This is a genomic window from Pseudomonas sp. SDO5271_S396 (assembly GCF_054071795.1).
The window spans coordinates 31604-44496 of the sequence record NZ_JBSVWB010000001.1; the positions used below are offsets into that span (position 1 = coordinate 31604).

Sequence of the window (12893 nt, forward strand, 5' to 3'; positions counted from 1 at the left end):
ACCCATGCCCACCCTCACCTTCCGCAACGCCCTCCCCGCCGACGCCGCGCGTTGCTTCGAGATTGAAACCACCGCCTACGAAGGCGACGAAGCCGCGACGCTGGAGAAGATCGCCACGCGCATCGCGCAGTACCCCGAGGGTTTCCTGATTCTTGAGGACGAGGGCGCGGTGGTGGGGTTCATCAACTGCGGTTGCGCCTTTGATGTCGTGATGTCGGACGAGGCGTTCAAGGAGTTGGTGGGGCATGCGCCCGAGGCACCGAATGTGGTGATCATGTCGGTGGTGGTCGACCCCGCGCAGCAGGGCAAGGGCTATTCCCGCTTGCTGATGACCGAGTTCGTGCAGCGCATGCAGGCGATGGGCAAACAGACGATTCACCTGATGTGCAAGGAACAGCATGTGCCGCTGTACACCCGCATGGGCTATAGCTATGTGCAGCCTTCGCCGTCGGAGCACGGCGGCATGGCGTGGCACGAGATGGTGAGAAATATTTGATGACGCCGCCGCAGATTGAAATCAGCGACCAACCCTGCCCCGACGCCGAACGCATACTCGGCGCCGGCCTCGCCGCTTTCAATAAGGGCATCACGGGCTTCAACGATCGCCAACCGCTGTCGGTATTGATCAAAGACTCCAGCAGCGGGCAGATCCTCGGCGGTATCACCGGCAAGACCAGCCTGGGCACGGCCTTTCTCGACCTGTTTCACCTGCCGGACGCACTGCGTGGTTCTGGCATCGGCAGCCAGCTGCTACAGGCTTTCGAAGACGAAGCCCGGCGCCGGGGCTGTCGTCACGCGGTGCTGTACACCTTGAGTTTCCAGGCGCCGGGGTTTTACGAAAAGCACGGGTGGGTGCGGTTTGGCGAGATCGCCTGTGAACCCGAAGGCAGCAGCCGAGTATTTTTATCCAAGGCGTTATGAGGCCATGCGTTCACCCAAGCGTTCTCCCGCCGCCTGACCTTACTGGCCCACCGGGAAAATGATCTCCTGGGTGTCCATATTGCGGATGGTCGAATAGGTGCTGTATTCAGTGCTGTAGTTGGGCCCCACGCCCTTGGTGCTGGCACTCAGTCGGTAGCTCACCCGGTAGCGCTGATTGGGTTTGAAGTCCACGTTATCCGCACCGTTGTTGCAGAACGCGCCGCCGGTGCCCAGGGCATTCATCGACACATTGCACCAGCGCAGCGAGTGTTTGCCCGGGCTGAGCTTCAACGCCTGTTCGCCGGTGACATCAAGGATCGAACTGCGCCCGGCCCCGGCCAGTTTGACGCCGTCCACTTCATAGGCCAGTACCAGGCGATGGAACGGGACGCCCAGTTCGCGCTCGCGCCAAGTGTCGAAATACACCAGCGCAGCGTCGGGAGCGTTGTCCGAGAGGTCGACGGGGTGGAGTTTTTCCGGGGCCCAGTCGCCCTGGTAGTTTTTGTAGTGATAGTCGGAAGAACAGGCGCCGAGCAGTGGCAGAGTCATGACGGCGGCGAGTTTCAGCAATTTCATCGGGTGACGGTCCTTGTGTGCGATGAGATCATATCGACATCACCACTGAATACTTGAGGCGATTGCCACACGGGTTTTGCCGCAGTAGGGTTGTCGCCTCGCCCATTGCCCTGGAGCCTGCCATGAGCTTTTTTTCCGACCCTGACGCCGTCGCCCGTTACGCCGAAGGGCCAGTGCGCCTCGTACCCGGCTTCGAGGGTTTGCAACGCATGACTACCCTGCTGCTGCGCGAATGCGTGCCGGCCACGGGCAGCGTGTTGGTGCTGGGGGCCGGGGGTGGTCTGGAGCTGAAGCGTTTTGCCGACGCCGAGCCGGGCTGGCGTTTCACCGGGGTAGACCCATCGGCCGAGATGCTGAAGCTGGCACAGGCGACCCTGGGCCCATTGCTGGAGCGCGTGCAGCTGCATGAGGGTTATATCGATACGGCGCCCGCAGGGCCATTCGATGGCGCAACCTGCTTGCTGACCCTGCACTTCATTGCGGCTGAAGAACGCCTGCAAACCTTGAAGGCGCTATGGCAACGCTTGTTGCCGGGCGCACCGCTGGTGGTGGCACACCACAGCTTCCCTCAGGCAGCGGAGGAAAAATCCCGTTGGCTGAAGCGCTATGCAGCGTTTGCAGTGGATTCCGGCGTGCCGGCGGCGGATGCCGAGCGCGCGATCACGGCGATCAGCGCACAGCTGCCGGTGTTGTCACCCGAGGCGGATGAGGCCTTGCTGCGCGAAGCCGGCTTTGAGGGGGTGGAATTGTTCTACGCCGGCTTCAGCTTCAAGGGTTGGGTGGGCTACAAGCCGCGCTAGCGGCTTTACCAGCTGCCCGACGCTCCGCCGCCGCCACTGGAGCCACCGCCCCCGGACGAACTGCTGGAACCCGAGCTGGAACTGCCGGAACTGCCGGAACTCGACCCGGAGGAACCCGATCCCGACCCACCGGACGTCTTGCCAAAGATGAACAGCGCCACGAACGAGGCAATCGGAAACGCCAGCAGCCAGCCATCCCGGCCCGCGTCGGCAACCGACCCCGCCGCCCCATACACAGCGCCCACCACCGCCAGGCGCACGGCAAAACCCACCCGGCTCTTGTCCCAGGCGTCCTTCATGATGAACAGCAACAACAGGTACAAGCCCAGCACCACCAGCGCACCCAGTGGCCAGGCCAGCCAATGGATGAAGTTGACGTCGACATATTGGTCGGCGATCACCAGCGTGGCGACATACCCCAACAACCCCAGCACACAGTAAAAAGCCGTTCGCGCCATCCACAGCGCGCCAAACGTAGCGCCGCCGATCAACAGGCTCAGCGGCAGCAGCAACAGGTAGACCGGCCAGTCGTGCCCACCGCCCAGGAGCGTCAGTAACAAAGTGACCACGGCAGCGGCGATCAATGCCCGGCGCCACGCCAGCTTGCGGGCCGCCATCAGCACGCCGCCGATGCCGCCCGCGATAAACGCCAGCAACACCGCGATGGCCTGGCGAGGCACGCCGTCACCCGCGACCGCGGGCAAGTCGCCGCCCTCCACCAGTACCATCAGGTCGTTTACCCCCTGAGCAATGCCACCGGCGAAATCACCCTGGCGAAACGCCGGGGTGATGTGTTCTTCGATGATGCGGTGGGCCAGCAGATCGGTCACCATGCCTTCCAGGCCGTAACCCACTTCGATACGCACCTTGCGGTCGCCCTTGGCCACCACCAGCAGGATGCCGTCGTTGACGTCCTTGCGCCCCAGCTTCCAGGCACGGAACAGTTGGTTGGCGAAGTCTTCGATGCTCGCATCGCCCGTGGTTGGCACCAGCAACACCGCGACTTGCGCGCCCTTGCGCTGCTCCAGGGCGGCGAGTTGGTCCTTGAGGTGCGTGACGGTGCCAGCGTCCAGGGTGTTGGTGAGGTCGATCACCCGTTGGTCGAGGGCGACGCCGATGGGCGACGTGTCCGCCTGGACTGTGCTGAACAGGCTGATAAACACCAGTGCCACAAGGCCCAGGATGGACTGCCGCAAAATCGCCACCATGCTTTGTTACCTGAAATTTCATGAATGCGCCAACTCTACCCTATCGTCGCTATAACGCGTGACCCCATGCCGTGGACTATCTACACTCCTGGCACGTAGAGCACCGCGCCATCATCGAGAAGCCCATGGACCTGAAACACCGCAACAATGTCAGCGTGATGGGCAAAGGGACTGCAACCCTGGTCTTTTCCCACGGTTTTGGCTGCAACCAGGCCATGTGGAACTACCTGGCGCCCCATTTTCTGGCGCGCTTTCGCGTGGTGATGTATGACCTGGTCGGTGCCGGCCTGTCGGACCTTTCGGCATTCGACAAAACCAAGTACAGCGCGCTGGACGGCTACGCCCGCGATTTGAACGAAATTATCGACGCCTTCGCCGTCGGCCCGGTGATCCTGGTCAGCCACTCGGTCAGCGCCATGATCGCCACCCTCGCCGACCGCCTGGCGCCCGGCCGCATCGCCGCCCATGTGATGGTCGGCCCGTCACCGCGCTACATCGATGACGAAGGCTATGTCGGCGGCTTCAAGCGCAGCGACATCGATGACCTGCTCGACACCCTCGACAGCAATTACCTCGGCTGGTCCGGCGCCATGGCCCCGGTGATCATGGGCGCGCCGGGACAACCTGCGCTGAGCGCCGAACTCACCGACAGTTTTTGCCGCACCGAGCCCGAGATCGCCCGGCAATTCGCGCGAGTGACTTTCATGTCGGACAACCGTCAGGACGTGAACGGCCTGGCCACGCCGGTATTGATCCTGCAATCGAGCGACGACTTGATCGTCCCGCTTGCCGTGGGCGAATACCTGCACCGCGTAATGCCCAACAGCACCTATTGCCGGGTGGAAAATGTCGGCCATTGCCCGCACATGAGTGCGCCGCAGGCCTGCGCAGCGGCCATGGATGATTTCCTGGCACCGTGGGCGAGCGTCCATGCCGGCTGACCTGTTCGACAGCGCCGCGTGCGCCCTCGCCGTTACCGCCCAGGACGGTACGATCCTGCAAGCCAATGCGCGGTTCAGCGACTGGCTGGGGTTCAGCCACGACGAGTTGTGCAGCCGGCGCTTTCAGGATCTGCTGACCATGGGTGGCAGGATTTTCCACCAGACCCACTTGGCACCGATGCTGCGCATGGGCGGCAGCGTCACTGAAGTGAAGCTGGACATGCTGCACCGCGACGGCCACAAAGTGACCGTGCTACTCAATGGCACCCAACGCGAAACCGCCGACGGCACGCTGTACGACCTGGCGCTGTTCGGCACCACCGACCGTGACAAGTACGAGCGCGAGCTACTTAGCGCCCGCCACCTGGCCGAAGCGCTGTTGCAGGAAAAAACCGCCACCGAGGAGGCACTCAAACAGGCTCAGGCCGAATTGAGCGAGGCGTACGCCATCGCCCAGCGCCGTGCGTTGTTTGCCGAACAGATGGTGGCCATCGTCAGCCATGACTTGAAAAACCCGCTCACGGCCATCCGCATGGCCTCCGACTTTCTCGGCCGTGGCGAACGCACCGCCAAGGAGCGCCAGTTGCTGGGGCATATCGGCCAGTCGTCCGAGCGCGCCCAGCGGATGATCGCCGACCTGCTGGATTTCACCCAGGCCCGCGTCGGCCAGGGCATCACCATCAAGGCTGCGCCGCTGGACCTGCACGGGGTCACCCACCAGGCGGTGGATGAGCTGCGTGTGGCGTTCCCGAAGGCCATGCTGGAGCATCACGCCATCGGCGCCGGCGACGCCCATCTGGACGCCGACCGGGTGCAGCAGATCATCGGCAACCTGGTGGCCAACAGCGTGGCCTACGGCGACCCGCAGCAGCCGATCACTATTACGTCACGCCTTGGGGATGGTGGGTGTGCCGTCTCGGTACACAACCACGGTGCGGCGATTCCCGAAACATTGCTCATGGGATTGTTCGAGCCCATGACCCGTGGCACCGACCAGGGCAGCGAAGTGCGCAGCGTCGGCCTGGGCCTGTATATCGTGCGCGAATTGGCCAGGGTGCATGGCGGGGATGTGGCTGTGAGCTCGTGTGCCACCGACGGCACCACCTTTACGGTGACGTTCTAAACCCCATAGACGTGGCCCTGCATCACCACCTCCACGCTGCCCGTCAGGATCACTCCGCTGTTGCCGTCCCATTGCACCGTCACGCTGCCGCCGTCGCACTGCACCTCGACCCGGTCATCCAGCAACCCGCGCCGAATGCCGTTGACCACCGCGCCGCAGCAGCACGAACCCGACCCCAGCGGCACGCCGCCGCCACGCTCCCAGATACGCAGACGGATGCGGCCACGGTCGAGCACCTGCACGAAATGCACGTTGGTCCGGGCCGGGAACAACGGGTGGTGCTCCAGTGCCGGCCCCACCGCAGCGACATCGACCGCAGCGATGTCATCGACGAAAAACGTGCAATGGGGGTTGCCCATGCTGCACGCCGCCGGCGCTCCTTCGATCGGCAACACGCGAGTGTCCAGCGCCTCGGCCAGGGGGACTACCGCCCACTCCAGGGACGGCGCGCCCATGTCCACCGACACCTGCCGCCCCGACGCCCGCACACAGGTCAACAGACCACGGTCGGTACGCAACACGATGGAATCCGTGCCGGCTTCCAGCATCAACCGATCAGCCACTCCTCGGGTGGCACTGCCGCAAGTGGCGAGCGGCGTGCCATTGGGGTTCCAGAACTTGATTCGTGCGGCGGCGTCTTCGCAATCGAGCACCACGGCCAGTTGGTTGAAACCGATCCCGGTGTGACGGTTACCCAAGCGACGCGCCACCTGCTCGGTGATCGGGTCGTCCAGGCCACGGCGGTCGAGGATGATGAAATCATCGCCGTGGGCATGCATCTTCACAAAGGGCAAGCTCATGGAACGTCCTTGGCAGGCTGGAGAAAAACAATCTTATCGGGATGAACCGGTGTTTTGTAGTGAGCAGGCTTGCCCTGCGCCGGGGCGCGCAGCGGCCCTGAAACCGGGCGACGCGGTTTTTCCGGCTCATGTTGGGGCTGCTTCGCAGCCCAGCGCAGGACAAGCCTGCTCACCACAATAAGCCATTCACTACCACGACCCTGCGCACCACCCATAGCGTCGAAAATAGCCATATGCCATCACTCAAGATATTCTTTGCCCCCAGCGTCAAACGGTCAACAGACCGCCCCAATCAAACCCCATGGACGAGCCGCCCGTGACAGAGAACGAAATCACGCTACTGCGCTATCTGATCTCACACTTCAGGACCGGGAACATCGTCGCAAACAATCCACGAACGCACCTGCCCTACTCCAAGGTCTACGCGGATCTGGGTATTCCTCCTGATGGCAAGACGATAGGTGACAGCCTCAACGCCTATGGCATGGGAGCGCTCGCAGGATGGCTTGTCGAAAATGGTCTGCCGGCGATAACCGGCGTCATCATCAACAAACTCAGCTCACACAATTCCGAGCGCAGGGGAATGCCGTCTGAAACGTACTTTACGTTTCACGATCGTGAAGACCTGGATTTTGTATGGCAACGCGAGCAGATCACCCGTGCCTGCGAGCTTGACTGGACCCTGGAGCTCAAACGACGCGGTATCACGCTACCCGATGACTTCCCTCTTGCCGAAGAGGTGCCGCAGACCGTAACCGAAGGTGCCCGCAAGCAGATTACCGTCAATGCCTACGAGCGCAGCACCGAGGCACGGGACCGATGCATACAGGCCCATGGCGTGAAATGCACGGTTTGCCGCTTCGACTTCCATGACTTTTATGGTCCGCGTGGGCGCGATTTCATTCACGTGCACCATCTGACACCGTTGAGCGAAATCCGGGGTGAATACCAGTTGGACCCGGTCAAGGACTTGCGTCCGGTTTGCCCCAACTGTCATGCCATGCTCCACCGAGGTGGAAACATCAGCATTGAAGAACTCATCGGGGAAATCGATTTCGTCAAGGCGTTGAAGTTGAATAAGTAACGAGGACGTTGTGGTGAGCAGGACTAACCTGCTCACCACAACACCTCTGCGCCCTTACAACACACTCCCCATCGCCTTCATCAACACCAGGTCCCGCCCGTAGATGTCCGGCGCGTAAACCAGGCCACCCTGGCGGTCGACTTCCACGGTCCAGTAACCCAGCAACACCGGCACCGGCGTGGCCAAGCGAAACTCGTGAGTGATGCCGGTGGCCAGCAATTCGTCGGTGCGCGCGCGTTCGGCCGGGCTAACCAGCAGGTCACGCAGCAGCAACGGTTGTTCGACCCGCACACAACCCGAGCTGAACGCCCGTGGGCCCTTGGTGAACAGCGGCTGGCTGGGGGTGTCGTGCAGGTACACCGAATACGGATTGGGGAAGCGCATCACGATTTTGCCCAGCGGGTTGCGCGGGCCGGCCTCCTGACGCAGCAGGATATTGCCCGGGCGCGCCCAGTCGATCTGCTCGGCGGTCAGCGGGTGACCCTCGGCGTCTAGCACTTGCAGGTTCTGCTGGCGCAGGTATTCGGGGTTGAGGCGAATGGCCGGGAGTTTGTCCTCGCGCATGATGGTCGGCGGGATGGTCCAGGTGGGGTTGAGGGTGAGTCGGGTGATGCGCGACTTGAGCAACGGTGTCTGGCGCTCGGCACGCCCGACTTGCAGACGGGTTTGCCACACCGGAATGCCGCTCTGGTAGACACTCAGTTGCGCAGCGGCGACGTTGACCAGCACGCCTTCAGGTTCCAGGTCCTGGGCCAGCCAGCGGAAACGTTCAAGGTTGATGCGCAACTGTTCGCGGCGCACCACCGGGCTGATATTCAGCTCGGCCACGGTGCCAGCGCCGATCACGCCATCAGCTTGCAGGGAGTGGCTGAGCTGGAACGCCTTGACCGCCTTGACCAACTCGTCGCGGTACTGCTTGCCGCTGGGCGCCTGCGCCAGGTAGCCGCCACTGACCAGCCGCCGCGCCAGTTCCGGCACGCGCGGGTCTTCCATACCGGGACGCAGCAATGGTCCGCTGCCGACCGGGTCCCAGTGCGGCAACGGCTGCTGGCGTACGCTGGAATAGGCATTGCGCAAGCTGCGGTACAAGTCGGCGCTGGGCCGTGCCTGATCAAACGCCCGAGCCATGTCTTGCAGACCGAGGGCAGCGAACGTCAGAACTTCGGTGTTCGGATCCCGGGTGGGCGGCTGGGAATGCCACAGTGGTTCGAAACGCGATTGTTGCAGGCGCCCGTAGTGCAGGTCCTGCAGGGCTTGCAGGTACTGCCGGCTGTTACCGATATCGCTGCACAGCACGTTGGCCGTGGCATCCGGCGCAGGCAAGCTATAGTGGGTGGGATCCAGGCCGTCATCGGCGAGCATCAGCAACTGCGCTTGCAAGGCTTGGCGGCGTTCATCGGCAGACCACAGGGGCACATCGCCCTGCTGCTGATAAAAGGCTTGCAGGCGCGCTTGGGCGGCGGCGTCGATCTGCGGCGCGAGGCTTGGGCAGACGCTGGGCAGCTGGGCCAGGGCCTGTTGCACGGGCGCGGAGTTCACCAGAACCGGTGGCGCCACGGGCAGGGGCTCACCCGCCGGGGTTTCGGCTGTCGCGACCAATGGTGCAACGAGCAGGCAAATGCTCAAGTAACATGCGTGTTTTTTGAACAATTGGCTTTGCTCCAATCCACAGTGTGGGGGATGTACTGTAGATGCTGACTTTCCTGTGCCGGCTGCGGGTGACTTCCGCGAGCCTGATCACTTTGAGCCTGGCTGTGTTGAGCCATTCTGCGCTCGCCGCCAACGGCACCCCTCCTTCCTTGTATAGCAGCCTGGCGCGCTCGGCTCCAGAACTCAATCCCACTGTGCTCAAAAGCGCCCTGAGCGCGGTGCAGTGCGCGGTCAATAATGGAGAAGAACGCTCAGAGCGCCTGGCTGTGATTGACTATTCCCAGCCCTCGACCGCCCGTCGGCTGTGGATCTTCGATTTGCGCAAAAAGACCCTGGTGCTGCGTGATCTGGTGGCCCATGGTGCCAAATCCGGGGAAAACTTCGCCACGCAGTTCTCCAACCGCGAAGGCAGCCACCAGTCCAGCCTGGGGTTGTTCCGCACCCAGGAAAGTTACCTGGGAACCCACGGCTATTCATTGCGCATGGACGGCCTGGAACCGGGCTTCAATGATCAGGCCCGCGACCGTGCCTTGGTGATCCACGCCGCCGACTATGTCAGCCCGCTGTGGAGCAAGCGCGAAGGCCGCATCGGGCGCAGCCAGGGTTGCCCGGCGGTGCGCCCGCAAGTGGCGCGTCAGGTGGTCGACAAACTCAAGGACGGTCAATTCATGTTTTCGTGGTATCCGGACCAGCGCTGGCTCAAGTCCTCGACCTACCTCAATTGCAAACCCCAACAGGTGGCGAGTAGTCGTACAATCCGTGGCGGATAGCCTGTCCCACAGCGATAAGAGAGCGCCACATGCTTCTACACACGTCCACCTGGATCGAAATCGGGCAGTTTCTGGAGCGCAGCCGTACGGTGGTGATCCCCATCGGCTCCAATGAACAACACGGGCCTACCGGCCTGTTGGGTACGGACTGGATGTGCCCGGAAATCATCGCCCATGAGGCGCAGAAAAACGCTGACATCCTGGTCGGCCCCACTTTCAACATCGGCATGGCCCAGCATCACCTGGGCTTCCCCGGCACCATTTCCCTGCGTCCTTCCACCTTCATTGCCGCCATCGGCGACTGGGTGCGCTCGCTGGCCGCGCACGGTTTCGACAAGATCCTGTTTCTCAACGGACATGGCGGCAACATTGCCACGATCGAGGCGGCATTCTCCGAGCTGTACGCCGAAGCCAGCTTCGCCCGCCGCCCGGCCGGGTTTGCGCTGAAGCTGGTGAACTGGTGGGACCTGGAAGGCGTCAACGAGCTGGCCCAACGTCAATTCCCGGTCGGCCATGGCAGCCATGCCACACCGTCGGAAATCGCGGTGACCCAGTGGGCCTACCCGGCCTCGATCAAGTCCGCCGACTACTCGCCGCAGATCGCCAATACCGGGCCGATCCGCGAGGCCCTGGACTTCCGCGCCCGCTTCCCCGATGGGCGCATGGGCTCCGACCCTGCGCTGGCCACCGTGGAAAAAGGTGGGGAGTTGGTGGCGTTGGCGGCGCAGGGCTTGCTCAAAACGGTCGACGCCTTCAGCAACGAAGCCAGGCCTTAAGCCGAGTACCGATCGAATGATGGCTGATCGTTCCCGCGCTGCGTGGAAACGCATCCTGTGACGCTCCGCGTCACGACTTTAAAAGGCAGACGCGGAGCGTCCAGGGCGACATTCCCACGCGGAGCGTGGGAACGATCAATCATCACTTGCACTCCTGCGCCGCCAACTCCAACCGCGACGGCGTAATCGCCGACGCCAGCGGCTTGCGCTCATACAGGAACACTTTGCCGCCGTCCTGGGACTTGTAGGCTTCCAGTACATCATCGGCGGCAATCTTGCTGGTCAACACCACCTTGGCGTGGCGCGAATTCTGCGTCACGGTCGAGGTGATGCCATGTTTTTCCAGCTTGGGCACCACGCACTGCACATAGGCTTCAGGGCCCTTGCCGGTCTGCAGAGTGAGGGTCGGAGCGTTGGGCGCGGAAACGCAACCGGTCAGCACGAACGAAGCAATGGCCAGGGCCGGTACACACAAAGAACGCATAGAAAATCCTGCATATCAAAAAGAAAGAATTCAATCAGCCCGCACGGACCAAGGCTTTGAGCGAGGCATCGAACTGCTTCAAGGCATCGAGCTGTACATCGCGCTGCTGCTCGATCTGCGCGGCAATCTCGGGGGCAGCCTTGTCCCGCACCCACACCGACGGCACCTGACGGTTCACCGCGCCTTCGGCCTTGGCGATGTATTGCAGGTCCGCGTCGTAGAATCGCGCAGTAAAACGTGCCTCGACCTGATCGTTACGCCGGGTCAACAGCTGATTATGGGTGTCGAGCATCACCACCACATCGGGATGCGCTTGCACCAGGTCATCCAGGGTGTCGTAGAACGTCACCGACACGAATGCCCCTTGCAGCGAGTTCATCAACCAATCGATGGCCAACTCCGGGTCGGAGCTGTTGACGAACGCCTCGCGGATGCGCCCGTCGAGGGCATCCTTGGCGCCATTCAAGGCCATGGCGTGGTAGCGTTCAAGGTAATTGAGGTTGTCGCGGGTGTTGTCGCTGTACAACACACCCACCGATTGCCCACGCTGCAGGGAGTCTACGCTACCCACGAGTGGCAGCAAATGGCTGGTACGCAGTTCGTCGGCAATCGCCGGGTTGGTCATGACGACACTGCCCAGCATCAGGGCCATCAACGTCAGTTGGATAATTGTCCTCATCGCGCGGTCTCCTTGAGCAGCGTCTCGATGGGGCAATTTTCCGCTATTCCCACAAAAACAGAACTTGCGATGCGTGATGGTGACTATTATCTGAACCGATAGTGCCGCGCGGCCTGAACGTCAAAAACCATAAGGACTCGCCATGAAGCCCCACCAGAAAACCTTCGACCGCATCCGCGAAGCCGTCTTGCCGGAGTTTCGCGAGCGAGTCGCCGATTACCTGGTCGACTACGAGAACGTGCTGCAGGACGACACGACCGACAGCCATCAACGCCACGCCAGCGCCCAGCAACTGCGGGGTTATCTGCGCGGGCTGAACACCACCCGCGTGCTGGGCATGGCCGACTGGGAAGACCTGGACCGGCGGGTGGAACAGGCATGGCTACGGACGGTGGAAGCCGAATAGGCCTACAGTGCCGGACGTTGCAGGTTGACCCAGGCTTGCACCGACGGTCGGCTCCACTGGCGCCGGGCATACTCGACCAGGTCGGCAGGCACGTTATCGCCATTGAGGACCAGGCGATTGAGCATCACCGCCAGTTCCACATCGGCAATCGACCATGCCCCGAACAAATACTCAGGGCTCCCCGCCAGCAGCGCCTGCGCCGCACGGATCAGCTTCTGCGCGGCCGCGTCACCCTCCGCAGACAGCGCGGGCATTTTCTCCCCATAAAACACCACCAGTGTCGAGCGCTCCTGGCGAATCGGCAGCAAATCACTGCGCAGCCACGCCTGCACCTGCCGCGCCCTCGCACGCTGCTGCGGATCGGCGGGATACACCGCTGGCGCCGGATAACGCTGTTCCAGGTACTCGCAGATGGCCGAAGACTCCGACAGCGCAAAGTCGCCCTCGACCAGCGTCGGTACGCGCTGGGTCAACGACAGGCGGGCGAAATCCGCCGAGTGATGCTGCGCGGCGTCCAGGTCCAGGGTGAGTGTTTCGAAGGCCAGGCCTTTTTCGCGCAAGGTCACGAACACCGACATCGCGTAGGGGCTGGTGAACCGGGAATCGACGTAGAGGCGTAACGGACGCAGTTGCATGGCAGGTCTCCTTGGGTGAAGGGCTACGCTACGAGAAGTG

The 12893-nt window shown here is 62.5% G+C and carries 17 protein-coding genes; 9 read left to right on the forward strand and 8 right to left on the reverse strand.

Going from position 1 to position 12893, the window contains the following annotated elements; translation table 11 throughout:
- Nucleotides 1–4: 4 nt before the first annotated feature.
- On the forward strand, nucleotides 5–496 hold the full coding sequence (locus ACW9IN_RS00180) for a GNAT family N-acetyltransferase (RefSeq protein ID WP_457363963.1): 492 nt from the start codon (nucleotides 5–7) through the stop codon (nucleotides 494–496).
- The gene (locus ACW9IN_RS00185; RefSeq protein WP_457363964.1) at nucleotides 496–921 is read left to right on the forward strand and encodes a GNAT family N-acetyltransferase; all 426 of its coding nucleotides are present in this window, start codon (nucleotides 496–498) and stop codon (nucleotides 919–921) included. Before ACW9IN_RS00180 ends, ACW9IN_RS00185 begins: the two co-directional genes overlap by 1 nt.
- A 39-nt stretch (nucleotides 922–960) precedes the next feature.
- On the opposite strand, the gene ACW9IN_RS00190 is transcribed toward ACW9IN_RS00185, so the two are convergent.
- Nucleotides 961–1497: a hypothetical protein gene (locus ACW9IN_RS00190; RefSeq protein ID WP_457363965.1), complete on the reverse strand. Its 537-nt coding sequence runs from the start codon at nucleotides 1495–1497 to the stop codon at nucleotides 961–963.
- Nucleotides 1498–1619: 122 nt separating this feature from the next.
- Here ACW9IN_RS00190 and ACW9IN_RS00195 point away from each other — a divergent pair, with 122 nt between their 5' ends.
- On the forward strand, nucleotides 1620–2297 hold the full coding sequence (locus ACW9IN_RS00195; protein ID WP_457363966.1) for a class I SAM-dependent methyltransferase: 678 nt from the start codon (nucleotides 1620–1622) through the stop codon (nucleotides 2295–2297).
- A 5-nt stretch (nucleotides 2298–2302) separates the two neighbouring features.
- Here ACW9IN_RS00195 and ACW9IN_RS00200 read toward each other — a convergent pair whose 3' ends face one another.
- On the reverse strand, nucleotides 2303–3505 hold the full coding sequence (locus tag ACW9IN_RS00200) for a TPM domain-containing protein (protein ID WP_457363967.1): 1203 nt from the start codon (nucleotides 3503–3505) through the stop codon (nucleotides 2303–2305).
- A 125-nt stretch (nucleotides 3506–3630) separates the two neighbouring features.
- Here ACW9IN_RS00200 and ACW9IN_RS00205 point away from each other — a divergent pair, with 125 nt between their 5' ends.
- The gene (locus tag ACW9IN_RS00205; protein WP_457363968.1) at nucleotides 3631–4446 is read left to right on the forward strand and encodes an alpha/beta fold hydrolase; all 816 of its coding nucleotides are present in this window, start codon (nucleotides 3631–3633) and stop codon (nucleotides 4444–4446) included.
- Nucleotides 4436–5569: a PAS domain-containing sensor histidine kinase gene (locus tag ACW9IN_RS00210; RefSeq protein ID WP_457363969.1), complete on the forward strand. Its 1134-nt coding sequence runs from the start codon at nucleotides 4436–4438 to the stop codon at nucleotides 5567–5569. The genes ACW9IN_RS00205 and ACW9IN_RS00210 overlap by 11 nt, the downstream gene beginning before the upstream one ends.
- Here ACW9IN_RS00210 and dapF read toward each other — a convergent pair.
- Complete coding sequence (dapF, locus tag ACW9IN_RS00215) at nucleotides 5566–6369, reverse strand: diaminopimelate epimerase (protein ID WP_457363970.1); 804 nt, start codon at nucleotides 6367–6369, stop codon at nucleotides 5566–5568. The two genes, ACW9IN_RS00210 and dapF, sit on opposite strands and share 4 nt — an antisense overlap.
- Entirely contained in the window at nucleotides 6366–6602 is a 237-nt protein-coding gene (locus tag ACW9IN_RS00220) for a hypothetical protein (RefSeq protein WP_457363971.1), read from the reverse strand. Before ACW9IN_RS00220 ends, dapF begins: the two co-directional genes overlap by 4 nt.
- Before the next feature lie 83 nt (nucleotides 6603–6685).
- Between ACW9IN_RS00220 and ACW9IN_RS00225 the strand changes: the two genes are divergently transcribed.
- Nucleotides 6686–7453, forward strand: coding sequence for an HNH endonuclease (locus tag ACW9IN_RS00225; protein ID WP_457363972.1), 768 nt, complete (start codon nucleotides 6686–6688; stop codon nucleotides 7451–7453).
- Between the two features lie 54 nt (nucleotides 7454–7507).
- Here the strand turns inward: ACW9IN_RS00225 and ACW9IN_RS00230 are convergent, their stop codons facing one another.
- Complete coding sequence (locus ACW9IN_RS00230) at nucleotides 7508–9103, reverse strand: L,D-transpeptidase family protein (protein WP_457363973.1); 1596 nt, start codon at nucleotides 9101–9103, stop codon at nucleotides 7508–7510.
- Nucleotides 9104–9144: 41 nt separating this feature from the next.
- On the opposite strand from ACW9IN_RS00230, the gene ACW9IN_RS00235 reads away from it, so the two are divergent.
- Together ACW9IN_RS00235 and ACW9IN_RS00240 are read left to right on the forward strand one after the other, a co-directional pair.
- The gene (locus ACW9IN_RS00235; protein WP_457363974.1) at nucleotides 9145–9873 is read left to right on the forward strand and encodes a murein L,D-transpeptidase catalytic domain family protein; all 729 of its coding nucleotides are present in this window, start codon (nucleotides 9145–9147) and stop codon (nucleotides 9871–9873) included.
- Between the two features lie 29 nt (nucleotides 9874–9902).
- Nucleotides 9903–10649 carry a creatininase family protein gene (locus tag ACW9IN_RS00240; protein WP_457363975.1) on the forward strand — a complete coding sequence of 249 codons (747 nt, stop codon included), beginning with the start codon at nucleotides 9903–9905 and terminating at the stop codon, nucleotides 10647–10649.
- Between the two features lie 142 nt (nucleotides 10650–10791).
- Here the strand turns inward: ACW9IN_RS00240 and ACW9IN_RS00245 are convergent, their stop codons facing one another.
- Nucleotides 10792–11133 (reverse strand): hypothetical protein, encoded by a 342-nt coding sequence (locus ACW9IN_RS00245; RefSeq protein ID WP_457363976.1) that lies wholly within the window; start codon nucleotides 11131–11133, stop codon nucleotides 10792–10794.
- A gap of 34 nt (nucleotides 11134–11167) precedes the next feature.
- Entirely contained in the window at nucleotides 11168–11812 is a 645-nt protein-coding gene (locus ACW9IN_RS00250) for an ATPase (protein WP_457363977.1), read from the reverse strand.
- A 142-nt stretch (nucleotides 11813–11954) separates the two neighbouring features.
- Here ACW9IN_RS00250 and ACW9IN_RS00255 point away from each other — a divergent pair, with 142 nt between their 5' ends.
- Entirely contained in the window at nucleotides 11955–12218 is a 264-nt protein-coding gene (locus tag ACW9IN_RS00255; protein ID WP_457363978.1) for a hypothetical protein, read from the forward strand.
- Between the two features lie 2 nt (nucleotides 12219–12220).
- On the opposite strand, the gene yfcF is transcribed toward ACW9IN_RS00255, so the two are convergent.
- Nucleotides 12221–12853 (reverse strand): glutathione transferase, encoded by a 633-nt coding sequence (gene yfcF / locus ACW9IN_RS00260; protein WP_457363979.1) that lies wholly within the window; start codon nucleotides 12851–12853, stop codon nucleotides 12221–12223.
- Between the last annotated feature and the right edge of the window lie 40 nt (nucleotides 12854–12893).

Coding starts and splice junctions, on each gene's coding strand:
- ACW9IN_RS00245 (WP_457363976.1), bottom strand. CDS start 11,133: ATGCGTTCTTTGTGTGTACCGGCCCTGGCCATTGCTTCGTTCGTGCTG.
- ACW9IN_RS00190 (WP_457363965.1), bottom strand. CDS start 1,497: ATGAAATTGCTGAAACTCGCCGCCGTCATGACTCTGCCACTGCTCGGC.
- yfcF (WP_457363979.1), bottom strand. CDS start 12,853: ATGCAACTGCGTCCGTTACGCCTCTACGTCGATTCCCGGTTCACCAGC.
- ACW9IN_RS00185 (WP_457363964.1), top strand. CDS start 496: ATGACGCCGCCGCAGATTGAAATCAGCGACCAACCCTGCCCCGACGCC.
- ACW9IN_RS00210 (WP_457363969.1), top strand. CDS start 4,436: ATGCCGGCTGACCTGTTCGACAGCGCCGCGTGCGCCCTCGCCGTTACC.
- ACW9IN_RS00220 (WP_457363971.1), bottom strand. CDS start 6,602: ATGGCTATTTTCGACGCTATGGGTGGTGCGCAGGGTCGTGGTAGTGAA.
- ACW9IN_RS00240 (WP_457363975.1), top strand. CDS start 9,903: ATGCTTCTACACACGTCCACCTGGATCGAAATCGGGCAGTTTCTGGAG.
- ACW9IN_RS00250 (WP_457363977.1), bottom strand. CDS start 11,812: ATGAGGACAATTATCCAACTGACGTTGATGGCCCTGATGCTGGGCAGT.
- ACW9IN_RS00200 (WP_457363967.1), bottom strand. CDS start 3,505: ATGGTGGCGATTTTGCGGCAGTCCATCCTGGGCCTTGTGGCACTGGTG.
- ACW9IN_RS00235 (WP_457363974.1), top strand. CDS start 9,145: ATGCTGACTTTCCTGTGCCGGCTGCGGGTGACTTCCGCGAGCCTGATC.
- dapF (WP_457363970.1), bottom strand. CDS start 6,369: ATGAGCTTGCCCTTTGTGAAGATGCATGCCCACGGCGATGATTTCATC.
- ACW9IN_RS00205 (WP_457363968.1), top strand. CDS start 3,631: ATGGACCTGAAACACCGCAACAATGTCAGCGTGATGGGCAAAGGGACT.
- ACW9IN_RS00195 (WP_457363966.1), top strand. CDS start 1,620: ATGAGCTTTTTTTCCGACCCTGACGCCGTCGCCCGTTACGCCGAAGGG.
- ACW9IN_RS00180 (WP_457363963.1), top strand. CDS start 5: ATGCCCACCCTCACCTTCCGCAACGCCCTCCCCGCCGACGCCGCGCGT.
- ACW9IN_RS00255 (WP_457363978.1), top strand. CDS start 11,955: ATGAAGCCCCACCAGAAAACCTTCGACCGCATCCGCGAAGCCGTCTTG.